The following is a 12,468-nucleotide window of genomic DNA, read 5'->3' on the forward strand; positions in this document are numbered from 1 at the left end:
TCGCCGTCCGCTCCGCCGGTGTGGGCGCGGGGGCGTGCGCGCGGGACCACCCCGTGTCGACGCCGCGCCCTGCCTACCCCGCCCGGAGTTCCTCGGCCATCGCCGCCCGCAGACGCAACGTCGTGACGAGCCGCTGGAACGCCTCCGCCCAGTACCCCCCGGCTCCCGGCGACGCGTCCTCCGACTCGTCCGGTATCGCCAGCAGGCCGTCGAGACGGCCCGCCTCCGAGGGGTCGAGGCAGCGTTCGGCCAGGCCCATGACGCCGCTGAAGCTCCACGGGTAGCTCCCGGCGTCCCGGGCGATGTCGAGCGCGTCGACCACCGCCCGGCCCAGCGGCGTGGCCCACGGCACCCCGCACATGCCGAGCAGCTGGAACGCCTCGGACAGTCCGTGCGTCGCGATGAAACCGGCGACCCACTCGGCGCGTTCGCCCGCGCCCAGGGTGCCGAGCAGTTTGGCCCGCTCGGCCAGGGACACCGCGCCCGGACCGCCTGCCTCGGGCGCCGTGGGCGCTCCCAGCAGCGCCCTCGCCCACGCGCCGTCCCGCTGCCGTACCGCCGCGCGGCACCACGCCGCGTGCAGCTCGCTCTGCCAGCCGTCCGACACCGGAAGGGCGACGATCTCCTCGGCCGAACGTCCTGCGAGCCGGGCCGGCCAGGTGGCGAGCGGGGCCGCCTCCACCAACTGGCCGAACCACCACGACCGTTCCCCCCGGCCCGCGGGCGGCTTGGCCACCACGCCGTCCCGCTCCATGCCCGCGTCGCACTCGTGGGGCGCCTCGACGACTATCGCCGCCGGATCGAGGGTCCGGTCCAGGGACACGGACGTCGCCGCCCGCGCCGCCATCCGCGCGGCCAGCGCCGATTCCGGCAGCGCCGACAGCAACTCCGCGGCCGTCGCCCGTACGTTGCGGCTTCGGTCGGCCAACGCCTGCTCCAGGAACGGCTCGTCCGCCGGTGCCAGTCCCGTCCGCAGCGAGTCGAGGAACATCAGCCGGTCCTCGGCCCGCTCCGTCGACCAGGTCGAGTCCAGCAACTCGCGCGCGCCGGCGGGATCCCGGGCGCGCAGGGACGCGAGGAGAGCGACCCGCTCGGCGAACAGGCCCTCGTCCCAGAGCCGTCTTACCCGCTCCGTGGCGTCGGTGCCGGGCAGCGCCTGCCCTCCGCCCGGCGTCGCGCGCAGGGCGAACCGCCAGTCCGGATTCAGCCGGGCCAGCCACAGGGCACGGGGCCCCGCGAACGTCAGCGCCGCCGGTCGCAGGTCCGTGCGTCCCCGCGCCGCGTCCAGCAGCGCCGGAAGCGCCTGGGGCGGGGCCGCGAAACCCCGGGCGTTCGCCGTCGCCAGCCACTGGGGCAACAGCTCCATCAGATCGGGCGCGCTGCCTCTGCGCCCGCCGCCCGCCGCGCCGGGGCGGTCGGTCAGCAGCATCGTGAGCCGGCGGGCTGCCGCGTCCGGCAGCGGTGGGCGCGAATCCTCGGGCGCGGGGTCGGGGCGCCGGGCCGCGCGGGCGGGCCGCAGCCCGGCACGGCGGCGGACGGTCTCGGCGGCCGCCGCGTCCAGCAGCGCGGCCGCCGCCCCGGGCCCCGCCTCGCCGCCCGGCGGGGTGCGCCGGTCCGTACCCAGCAACGCCGCGGTGACCAGTTCCTCCCAGACACCCGCGCCGGAGACTGGTGCCGCCGGTGCGGGTGCGGGTGCGGACGCCGCAGGGGCGGCATCGCCCGGTACGGAGCCCGCGTCCGGCAGGGAATCGGCAGCCGGCGCGGCAGCGGGTTCGGGGGTCGAGGCAGCCGTGGCCCGGACGGCGGCCTTGGGGTCGACGGTGGGCGCCGGTGCGGTGGACAAGTGGGGATCGGTGGTGGTCACGGTCCGGGACGTGGCCGCGGGCCCGGCGTCAGCCCCGGGGGCGGCGTCTGCTCCGGGCACCCTGGTGGCCGAGGGCTCGACGGCCGACGTGGTGGGCGTGGGCTCGACGGCCGACGTGGTGGGCGTGGGCTCGACGGCCGGCGTAGAGGCCGTGGGTTCGGTGGCCGACCCTGCCGCGGTGGACGGCGTCGGTGCGGACGTTTCCGTGGGGGCGGGCGTGCTGGTCAAGTGTTTCCCCTCTGGTTCCATGGCCCGGGACGGGTCAGCACAGCGGCACCGCGGGACCCGGGCCGGTCGGCCAGGCCGTCAGCGGTGTGAAGCCCCGGTGGCCGCACTCGCCGAAGACCGTGACGGGCGCACCGCCCGACAGGGCGACCAGGCGCCACAGGCCCGGATGGTTTCCGGCGGACCGGGCGAGCGGCAGTGCCGTGTCCCCGTCGGCGTCCGCCAGTTGCCAGGACCCGCCGTCCGGCACCGGGACCACCCCTCCCAAGGTCACCGGCACGGAGTCCAGCCACGGGTCGTCGCGCAGGGCGTCTCCGTAACGGACGGCCGCCTGTGAGGTGGTCACTCCCCTCGGGCGTGTCCGCGTGGGCTCGGGAGGCGTGAACCGCCGCCCCAGGGCCGCCCGTCGCTGACCCGCGCCCGGATACGCCGAGAGCTCCGCCTCCAGGGCCAGGCCCACCGGCAGCGCCTGCTCCGGGGCACGGCCGGCGGCGCCGTAGGAGAGGAGAAGTGCGGTGCGGTCCGTCTCCGCGCCGTGCAACCAGATGCGACGGGTCGTCAGCCGTGCGTCGGAGGTGTCGTACTGGGCGAGGACGAGCCAGCGGTCCCGCACGGGCGGTCCGTCCGCGGCCGCCGGCAGACCGACGCGCGAACGAACCGTCGCCGCCAGACCGTCGGGCAGCCCCTCGCGGCGCGACCAGCCCTGGTCGAGCAGGTGGAGGAGGGCGCACTCCTCGAGCAGCCGCACCGGCCAGCCGGGACCCGACGACGGTATGGACCCCAGCTCCCGCACCCGCGAGGCCAGCCCCGGTGCCTGGGCGTCGACCATGCGGGCCGCGGTCTCCTCCCACAGCCCGTGTCCCGCCTGTTCCGCGCCGGCCAGACCGCCGCGCAGGAGGTCCGCCAGCCGTTGCTCCAGCTCCGTCGCTCCCGCCGTGATCCGCTCGGCCCGCCGCGCCGCCCGGCGCCGCGCCGCCTCGGGGTCACCGGAGCCGGCCGAGGGAGCGGGCGAGCCCTCCGTCCCCTCCGTCCCGTCCGCTACAGCTCGTACGCCCTGTCCGCGCCCGCGCCGTCCGGCGATCCACCGCTGCGCCCACTCCGGCGCCTCCGCGCCCGGCACCGCAGCGGCTCCGCCCGCCCAGAGCAGCAGCAGCCCCAGCGCGTGCTTGCACGGGAACTTGAGGCTCGGGCACCCGCAGGCGTACGCGGGCCCGGACGCGTCCGCGACGTCGACGACCGTCCGATACGGCTCGCTGCCGCTGCCCTTGCACAGTCCCCACACCGCCCCCTCGTCGGAACTCCCCACCTCGGACCACGGCCCCGCCGCGCCGAGCCTGCTGCCCGCCCTGCGTGACGCGGCGTCAGGCGCCAGTGCCAGCACCTGATCCGTGGTCCAGCGCACCCCCTGCTGAGTCATGACATCGAAGGTAGATCCCCCCACTGACAATGGCCCGAGCGAGAGCATTTCCGCAGGTCAGAGCGATTGTCAGTGGCGTGGTGCACCGTGGATGACAGATCGAACCGGCCGAGCTGGAGGGGGAATCAGCCATGCCCGCATTCGTGGAACAGACATCGGGGAACTCGGCGTCGGTGGAGCCGCAGTCCGTCGATTCGGGCGCGATCGGATCCGCGTCCGACGTCATGTCCGCGGCCGGGGCGTTGCGGCCGCACGCCGAGCACGCGTTCGCGGCCGAACTCGCCGCACTGGCCGCGCAGGACGACCGTCCGCGTCCGGCCCGATGGAAGCTGTCGCCCTGGGCCGTCGCCACCTACCTGCTCGGCGGCACCCTGCCCGACGGCACGGTGATCACCCCGAAGTACGTGGGCCCGCGCCGCATCGTCGAGGTCGCGGTCACCACGCTCGCCACCGACCGCGCCCTGCTCCTGCTCGGCGTGCCCGGCACCGCGAAGACCTGGGTGTCCGAACACCTCGCCGCGGCCGTCAGCGGCGACTCGACGCTGCTGGTGCAGGGCACGGCCGGCACCCCCGAGGAGGCGATCCGCTACGGCTGGAACTACGCGCGGCTCCTCGCCCACGGCCCCAGCCGGGACGCCCTCGTGCCCAGTCCGGTCATGCGGGCCATGGCGGAGGGCATGACCGCCCGCGTGGAGGAGCTGACCCGTATCCCGGCCGACGTGCAGGACACCCTGATCACGATCCTGTCGGAGAAGACCCTGCCGATACCGGAGCTGGGCCAGGAGGTGCAGGCGGTCCGCGGCTTCAACCTGATCGCCACCGCCAACGACCGCGACCGCGGGGTCAACGACCTGTCCAGCGCCCTGCGCCGCCGCTTCAACACCGTGGTGCTGCCGCTGCCGGAGAGCGCCGAGGCCGAGGTCGACATCGTCACGCGCCGCGTCGACCAGATCGGCCGCTCCCTCGACCTGCCGGCCGCTCCCGACGGCAGTGACGAGATCCGCCGTGTCGTCACCGTCTTCCGCGAGCTGCGCGACGGGCTGACGAGCGACGGGCGTACGAAGGTGAAGTCGCCCAGCGGCACGCTGTCCACGGCCGAGGCGATCTCCGTCGTCACCGGAGGCCTCGCGCTGTCCGCCCACTTCGGCGACGGGGTGCTGCGACCCGGGGACATCGCCGCGGGCATCCTCGGCGCCGTCGTCCGCGACCCGGCCACCGACCGCGTCGTCTGGCAGGAGTACCTCGAGACGGTCGTGCGCGAGCGCGACGGCTGGAAGGACTTCTACCGGGCCTGCCGGGAGGTGACCGAGTGAACGGCACGGGGACGCGGACGCGACGTGGGGCCGGGGCAGCCGTGACCGGCACGACGGGCGACGACGAGGACTCGGCATGGACCCGTAGGCGAGGGGGACCGCGTGACGGGCACTGACACGGCCGGCAGCGACCGCCCCGGCGGGCCGGACGGCACCGGGGATCTCGGGGACCGGACGCTGCTGCTGGGCGTACGGCACCATGGGCCGGGGTCGGCCCGGGCGGTGCGGGCCGCGCTGGAGGCGGCCCGGCCGGGGGTCGTGCTGATCGAAGGGCCGCCGGAGGCCGACGCCCTGATCCCGCTGGCCGCCCACGAGGACATGCGGCCGCCGGTCGCGCTCCTTGCCCACGCCGTGGACGAACCCGGCCGCTCGGTGTTCTGGCCGCTGGCCGAGTTCTCCCCGGAGTGGGTGGCCGTCCGCTGGGCGCTGGAACACGGCGTCCCGGCCCGCTTCATCGACCTCCCGGCCACGCACACGCTGGCGTGGCGGGCGGCGGACGACCGGGCCGCGCGGGAGGGCACGGAGCCGGGGGAGTCCGAGCCCGCGCCGGGCCCGGCCGACGATCCCGGTGCACGGGGGCGCTCGCCCGGCGCGGCCGGCGCGGCCTTCCAGGACGTCCGGGGCGATCCGCTCGCCGCCCTCGCCGAGGCCGCCGGCCACGACGACCCCGAGCGCTGGTGGGAGGACGTCGTCGAGCACCGGGGCGCGGGAGACGGGGACGCGCTCGCTCCGTTCACCGCACTGGAGGAGGCGATGGGGGCGCTGCGGGAGACGGAGGAGGACGGCGGACAGGACCGGGACCTCGTGCGGGAGGCGTACATGCGACTCCAGGTCCGGGCGGCGCGGCGGGAGTTCACCCGGCAGGAGGTCGCCGTGGTCTGCGGGGCGTGGCACGTGCCCGCGCTGCGGCGCAAGGTCGCCGTCGCCGCCGACCGTGCCCGGTTGAAGGGGCTGCCCAGGACCAAGGTGGACATGACCTGGGTGCCCTGGACCCATCGCAGGCTGTCCCGGGCCGGGGGGTACGGGGCGGGCATCGAGTCGCCCGGTTGGTACGGGCATCTGTTCGCCGCGGTCGACCGGCCCGTCGAGCGCTGGCTGACCAGGGTGGCCGGGCTGCTGCGGGAGGAGGACCGGATCGTCTCCCCGGCGCACGTCATCGAGGCGGTGCGGCTGGCCGGGACGCTCGCGGTGATGCGCGGACGCCCGCTGCCCGGGCTGAGCGAGACGACGGACGCCGTGCGGGCGGTGATGTGCGACGGCTCCGACGTGCCGCTCGCGCTGGTCCACGACCGCCTGGTGGTGGGGGACGTGCTGGGGGAGGTCCCCGCGGGGGCGCCCGCGGTGCCGTTGCAGCGGGACCTGACCCGGATCCAGCGGCGGCTGCGGCTCAAGCCAGAGGCGTCGCAGCGGGAGCTGGAACTCGACCTGCGCAAGGAGACCGACGCGGGGCGCAGCAGACTGCTGCACCGGCTGCGGCTGCTCGGCGTCGACTGGGGCGCGCCCGCCGCCTCGCGCAGCACGGGCACCTTCCGGGAGACATGGCGGCTGCGGTGGGAGCCGGAGCTGTCGGTGCGGGTCGCCGAGGCCGGGGTGTGGGGCACCACCGTGCTGTCCGCCGCGACCGCCAGGGCCGAGGCGGACGCCGTCACCGTGCCGGGCCTCGCCGAAGTCACCGCGCTCGCCGAACGCTGCCTGCTGGCCGAACTGCCGGACGCGCTCGCGCCGGTGATGCGGATACTCGCCGACCGGGCGGCGCTCGACACGGACGTCGGCCACCTCGCCCAGGCCCTGCCCGCCCTCGTCCGTTCGCTGCGCTACGGCGATGTGCGCGGCACGGACACCGGCGCCCTGGCCGAGGTCGCCGCCGGTCTCGCCGAGCGCGTCTTCGTCGGCCTGCCCGCGGCCTGCGTCGCACTGGACGCCGACGCGGCCGAGGAGATGCGCCGCCACGTGGACGCCGTGCACGGCGCGGTGGGCCTGCTCGGCGACGCCCCCGCGCCGGGCCACCGCGACCTGCGGACCCGCTGGCGGGCCGTGCTGCGGACGCTCTCCGCGCGGGACACCGTGCCCGGCGTCGTCCGCGGGCGCGCCGTACGGCTCCTGCTGGACGACGGCGAGCTGGCACCGGACGAGGCGGCGCGGCTCATGGGCCTGGTGCTGTCCCCGGGGACCGCGCCGGCGGACGCGGCGGCCTGGATCGAGGGCTTCGTCGGCGGCGGCTCGGGCGGCGGCATGCTCCTCCTGCACGACGAGCGGCTGCTCGCCCTGGTCGACGCCTGGCTGACCGGCGTGGCCGCGGAGGCGTTCACCGACGTACTGCCGCTGTTGCGCCGTACCTTCTCGGCCTACGAGCCGGGAGTGCGCCGCAGCCTGGGCGAGCTGGTCCGGCGCGGACCGCGGGCGCGGGGGAGTGTGACGACGGCCGGTGCCGGCATACCGGGCTTCGCGGACGGCCTCGACACCGGGCGGGCCGACGCGGTACTGCCCGTGGTCCGGCTGCTGCTGGGCCGCGACGCGAGGCAGGGGCCGGACGACAACGACCGTGTGGGGGTGGACGCATGACGACCGATCCGGTGGAGGCCGGGGCGGCACAGGAGCGGCTGCGGCGGTGGCGCCTCGTGCTCGGCGGGGACCCGGCCGACGGCACCGGCCGCGCGCTCTCGGGACGGGACGCGGCGATGGACGGCGCGCTCACCGCGCTCTACGGGAAGGGGGACGCACCACGGGCGGGGCGGGACCGTTCTGCGGGGCTCGGGGCCTCCGCACCGGCCGTGGCGCGCTGGCTGGGGGACATAAGGACCTACTTTCCCTCCTCCGTCGTGCAGGTCATGCAGCGGGACGCGATCGACCGGCTCGGGCTCGCCACGCTCCTGCTGGAGCCGGAGATGCTCGAGGCCGTGGAGGCCGACGTGCACCTCGTCGGCACCCTGCTGTCCCTGAACAAGGCGATGCCGGAGACGACGAAGGAGACGGCGCGGGCCGTCGTGCGCAAGGTCGTCGAAGACCTGGAGAAGCGGCTCGCCACCCGCACCCGGGCCACCCTGACCGGCGCGCTGGACCGCAGCGCGGGCGTCAGCCGGCCCCGCCACCACGACATCGACTGGAACCGCACGATCGCGGCCAACCTCAAGCACTACCTGCCCGAGCGGCGGACGGTCGTGCCGGAGCGGCTCGTCGGATACGGGCGGGCGTCCCGCTCGGTGAAGAAGGAGGTCGTCCTCTGCGTCGACCAGTCCGGTTCGATGGCGTCGTCCGTCGTGTACGCGTCCGTGTTCGGCGCGGTGCTGGCGTCGATGCGCTCGATCGACACCCGGCTCGTCGTCTTCGACACGGCGGTCGCCGATCTCACCGACCAGCTCGACGACCCGGTCGACGTGCTCTTCGGCACGCAACTCGGCGGCGGCACGGACATCAACCGCGCGTTGGCGTACTGCCAGTCGCGGATCACCCGGCCCGCGGAGACGGTGGTCGTGCTGATCAGCGACCTGTTCGAGGGCGGCATACGGAACGAGATGCTCAAACGGGTCGCGGCGATGCAGGCGGCCGGGACGCGGTTCGTGACACTGCTGGCCCTGTCCGACGAGGGGACGCCCGCCTACGACCGCGACCATGCGGCGGCGCTCGCCGCACTGGGCGCACCGGCCTTCGCCTGCACCCCCGATCTCTTCCCGGAGGTGATGGCGGCGGCGATCGAGGGGCGGCCCCTGCCGATACCGGATGCCGGGTGACGATTTGTCGATCCAAGGTAGCCCGATTCCCACGGGCAAAACGGATATGACTGCCCATCGGCAGGACGGGGCTTGCGCAACCTCCGGACTCCCGTGCGAGTATCGCGCGGCGTGTCGATGCCCTGTTCGACGCGCGGCCCGTTCCGCCGCACGGGAGGAACCTCCCCCTCTTGCTCTGGTCAGCAGTCCTGCCCGGTGCCGCTCTGCGCGCGATGCGCACGGCGGCCCGGCGGCGTGCGCTGCACGTGGCGCTGCTGGTGGGCGGGTTGTTCGTACTGGGGGTGCTCTGCGGAGAGCGGGCGCAGGCGGCCGACGAAGCGCCGTCCCTCAAGGACACGGTCGGCCAGGTCCTCGACGTCCCCGCGGAAGGCCCCCGGGAAGCACGGGGGGTACGGGAAGCACGGGAAGCGCCCGTCACGCGTGGTTCCGGACCCGGGCACGACGCCGAGAAGGGCCTCCGCCCCCTGACCGGGAACGTCGTCCGGTCCGTGGAGGACCGGGTCGTGCGGCCGGTCGGTGACGTGATGGAGACGGTGACCGAGGAACTCGGGGCCGTCGCGCGGGCGGAGGTGCCGCCGCTGGAGGCGTTGCCGGTGCTGCCGGACCTGTCCGGGTCGGTCGGCCTCGACCTCGACCTCCCCGGCCGATCGCAGCCTGCCGACCAGGATCCGCGGCCGGCACCCACGAGCCCGAGTACGAGCCCGAGTCGGAGTACGGCACCGGACACCACCCCCGACGCCGCTGACGCGTCCGACGCCACCGGTCCGCGTGACTCCGACGGAGCGGGAGACGCGGCACACGACACGTACGGGCCGGTGCCCGGCGGCCACGGCGGGGCGTCCGTCGCGGAGCACGTCGACAGCCACCGGGCCGTGCCCGCCCCCACCGAGTACGCCCCCGCCCACCGGGCACCCGGCGGCGATCCCGACGGCACGCTCGGCACCACGTCCGGCGCCGACCAGGGGACGCCGCGGCAGGGTGACGCCCACGCGGTCACCCCGCACCACCGGATCGCGTTCCGGCTCGTGCGCGGCGCCCTTGAGCCCGCCGACACGGTCGAGACGTGGGACCGGTACCGGGACATTCCCGTCTCTCCCGCCTAGGGCGCCGGAGCACGGAGCACGGAGCACGGAGCACGGGAGCACTGGAGGGCGGGAGCAGGGGCACCTCCGCCGGTCGGTCGCGCGATGACCGGCGTCGAGGACATCGCCGGGTGTCACCCGGACTGCGCCCCGTCCAGCCTCCGACCGCCCCCGCCTCCGCGCCCGCCCCGCCCCGGTCCGCCCTCGCCCACAGCGGTCCGGCGCATCTCCGGCGCATCTCCGGCGTCACCACCCGCAGTGGGCGCAGACTCCGCGGGGCGGCAGGCCCCGGACGGCCGAAAGCCGTCGGCCTCCGTCCGGCCGAAACCCCGCGGTCCGGGCCGCGTGGTCCCCATTGGGGTGGGGATCAGGCGGCTCGCTGCCCGGAGGACCGCACCTGTGCGGTCCTCCGGGCAGCCCGACGGGCCTCACCGGGTCAACCCCAGCCCGGTGAGGCCCTGCCTTCCGTCGGCCCTCCCGCACGCCCCCCGGCCCCTCACTCCCGGCACCGCGTGCCAGTGAGCGCGGCATCATGTGACAGGCATCACCGCTCAGGTGTGACCCACGATTTAGAGACCCTCCGCATGCGGCGATAACCTGCGAGACGGACATGCCGCGCGCTCGGTCACCGTGTGCGCTCCCCTTGTGACACAGCGGACGTCACGTTGCCCTCGCGGCACGCCCACGCATCCAACGAACCGCGAGATCACTGATAGGGACGGAAGCGCGTGGACCTGTTCGAGTACCAGGCGAGGGACCTCTTCGCCAAGCACGATGTACCGGTGCTGGCCGGTGAAGTCATCGACACGCCTGAGGCGGCGCGCGCGATCACCGAGGGTCTGGGCGGCAAGAGCGTCGTCAAGGCCCAGGTGAAGGTCGGTGGCCGCGGCAAGGCCGGTGGCGTGAAGCTGGCCGCCTCCGCGGACGAGGCCGTCGCCCGGGCGACGGACATCCTCGGCATGGACATCAAGGGCCACACGGTCCACAAGGTGATGATCGCCGAGACCGCCCCGGAGATCGTCGAGGAGTACTACGTCTCCTTCCTCCTCGACCGTGCCAACCGCACGTTCCTCTCCATCGCCTCCGTCGAGGGCGGCGTGGAGATCGAGGAGGTGGCGGCCACCCGTCCGGAGGCCGTCGCCAAGACGCCGATCGACGCGATCGACGGCGTGACGCCCGAGAAGGCGCGCGAGATCGTCGAGGCCGCGAAGTTCCCGGCCGAGGTCGCCGGCAAGGTCGCCGACATCCTGGTCACGCTGTGGGACACCTTCATCAAGGAGGACGCCCTCCTGGTCGAGGTCAACCCGCTGGCCAAGGTCGTCTCCGGCGACGTCATCGCCCTCGACGGCAAGGTGTCGCTGGACGACAACGCCGAGTTCCGTCACCCCGACTTCGAGGAACTCCACGACAAGGCCGCCGCCAACCCGCTCGAGGCGGCCGCCAAGGAGAAGAACCTCAACTACGTCAAGCTCGACGGCGAGGTCGGCATCATCGGCAACGGCGCGGGTCTCGTCATGAGCACCCTGGACGTCGTCGCGTACGCCGGTGAGGCGCACGGCAACGTGAAGCCCGCCAACTTCCTGGACATCGGTGGCGGCGCCTCCGCCCAGGTCATGGCGAACGGCCTGGAGATCATCCTCGGCGACCCGGACGTCCGCTCCGTGTTCGTCAACGTCTTCGGCGGCATCACCGCCTGCGACGAGGTCGCCAACGGCATCGTCCAGGCGCTGAAGCTCCTGGAGGACCGCGGCGAGAAGGTCGAGAAGCCGCTCGTCGTCCGTCTCGACGGCAACAACGCCGAGCTGGGCCGCAAGATCCTCACCGACGCCAACCACCCGCTGGTCCAGCGCGTCGACACCATGGACGGCGCGGCCGACAAGGCCGCCGAGCTGGCTCACGCCGCCGCCAAGTAAGCACTCAGGACGAGGACACCAACACACCATGGCTATCTGGCTCAACAAGGACAGCAAGGTCATCGTCCAGGGCATGACCGGTGCCACCGGCATGAAGCACACCAAGCTCATGCTCGGTGACGGCACCGAGGTCGTGGGCGGCGTGAACCCGCGCAAGGCGGGCACCTCCGTGGACTTCGACGGCAACGAGGTACCGGTCTTCGGCACCGTCAAGGAGGCCATCGAGAAGACCGGCGCCAACGTCTCCGTCATCTTCGTGCCGGAGAAGTTCACCAAGGACGCCGTCGTCGAGGCCATCGACGCCGAGATCCCGCTGGCCGTCGTCATCACCGAGGGCATCGCCGTGCACGACTCGGCGTCCTTCTGGTCGTACGCCGGCAAGAAGGGCAACAAGACCCGGATCATCGGCCCGAACTGCCCCGGCATCATCACCCCGGGCCAGTCCAACGTCGGCATCATCCCGGGCGACATCACGAAGCCGGGCCGTATCGGCCTGGTCTCGAAGTCCGGCACGCTGACGTACCAGATGATGTACGAGCTGCGTGACATCGGCTTCTCGACCGCCGTCGGCATCGGTGGCGACCCGATCATCGGCACCACGCACATCGACGCGCTCGCCGCGTTCGAGGCCGACCCCGAGACCGACCTGATCGTGATGATCGGCGAGATCGGCGGCGACGCCGAGGAGCGGGCCGCGGACTTCATCGCGAAGAACGTGAGCAAGCCGGTCGTCGGCTACGTCGCGGGCTTCACCGCGCCCGAGGGCAAGACCATGGGCCACGCCGGCGCCATCGTCTCCGGTTCGTCCGGCACCGCCCAGGCGAAGAAGGAGGCCCTGGAGGCCGCCGGCGTCAAGGTCGGCAAGACGCCGACCGAGACGGCGAAGCTCGCCCGCGCCATCCTGGCCGGCTGACACGGCACCGAGC

Annotated in this window: 8 protein-coding genes; 6 read left to right on the top strand and 2 right to left on the bottom strand. The window is 74.3% G+C overall.

Going from position 1 to position 12,468, the window contains the following annotated elements:
* Window positions 1-73: 73 nt before the first annotated feature.
* Window positions 74-1,744 (bottom strand): DUF5691 domain-containing protein, encoded by a 1,671-nt coding sequence (locus ACGH7X_RS23940; RefSeq protein WP_399897296.1) that lies wholly within the window; start codon window positions 1,742-1,744, stop codon window positions 74-76.
* 382 nt (window positions 1,745-2,126) lie between these two features.
* Window positions 2,127-3,506: an SWIM zinc finger family protein gene (locus ACGH7X_RS23945; RefSeq protein WP_399887752.1), complete on the bottom strand. Its 1,380-nt coding sequence runs from the start codon at window positions 3,504-3,506 to the stop codon at window positions 2,127-2,129.
* Window positions 3,507-3,730: 224 nt separating this feature from the next.
* Between ACGH7X_RS23945 and ACGH7X_RS23950 the strand changes: the two genes are divergently transcribed.
* From ACGH7X_RS23950 to sucD, 6 genes are all read left to right on the top strand, one after another.
* Entirely contained in the window at window positions 3,731-4,819 is a 1,089-nt protein-coding gene (locus tag ACGH7X_RS23950; RefSeq protein WP_399897299.1) for an AAA family ATPase, read from the top strand.
* 102 nt (window positions 4,820-4,921) lie between these two features.
* Window positions 4,922-7,381, top strand: a complete 2,460-nt coding sequence (locus ACGH7X_RS23955) for a DUF5682 family protein (RefSeq protein WP_399887754.1) — start codon at window positions 4,922-4,924, stop codon at window positions 7,379-7,381.
* Complete coding sequence (locus ACGH7X_RS23960; protein ID WP_399887755.1) at window positions 7,378-8,547, top strand: VWA domain-containing protein; 1,170 nt, start codon at window positions 7,378-7,380, stop codon at window positions 8,545-8,547. The genes ACGH7X_RS23955 and ACGH7X_RS23960 overlap by 4 nt, the downstream gene beginning before the upstream one ends.
* A 170-nt stretch (window positions 8,548-8,717) precedes the next feature.
* A complete protein-coding gene (locus ACGH7X_RS23965; RefSeq protein WP_399887757.1) occupies window positions 8,718-9,650 on the top strand; it encodes a hypothetical protein in 933 nt (310 codons plus the stop codon).
* A gap of 707 nt (window positions 9,651-10,357) precedes the next feature.
* The gene (sucC, locus tag ACGH7X_RS23970) at window positions 10,358-11,542 is read left to right on the top strand and encodes an ADP-forming succinate--CoA ligase subunit beta (RefSeq protein WP_399887758.1); all 1,185 of its coding nucleotides are present in this window, start codon (window positions 10,358-10,360) and stop codon (window positions 11,540-11,542) included.
* Between the two features lie 28 nt (window positions 11,543-11,570).
* Complete coding sequence (gene sucD, locus ACGH7X_RS23975) at window positions 11,571-12,455, top strand: succinate--CoA ligase subunit alpha (RefSeq protein ID WP_399887760.1); 885 nt, start codon at window positions 11,571-11,573, stop codon at window positions 12,453-12,455.
* Window positions 12,456-12,468: the final 13 nt, after the last annotated feature.

The organism is Streptomyces sp. BBFR51 (genome assembly GCF_044591655.1).
In the GTDB taxonomy this organism is placed as follows: domain Bacteria; phylum Actinomycetota; class Actinomycetes; order Streptomycetales; family Streptomycetaceae; genus Streptomyces.

Bases quoted from the DNA above. Each gene is read 5' to 3' on its own strand.
- sucD (WP_399887760.1), top strand. From the start codon at position 11,571: ATGGCTATCTGGCTCAACAAGGACAGCAAGGTCATCGTCCAGGGCATG.
- ACGH7X_RS23960 (WP_399887755.1), top strand. From the start codon at position 7,378: ATGACGACCGATCCGGTGGAGGCCGGGGCGGCACAGGAGCGGCTGCGG.
- ACGH7X_RS23950 (WP_399897299.1), top strand. From the start codon at position 3,731: ATGTCCGCGGCCGGGGCGTTGCGGCCGCACGCCGAGCACGCGTTCGCG.
- ACGH7X_RS23945 (WP_399887752.1), bottom strand. From the start codon at position 3,506: ATGACTCAGCAGGGGGTGCGCTGGACCACGGATCAGGTGCTGGCACTG.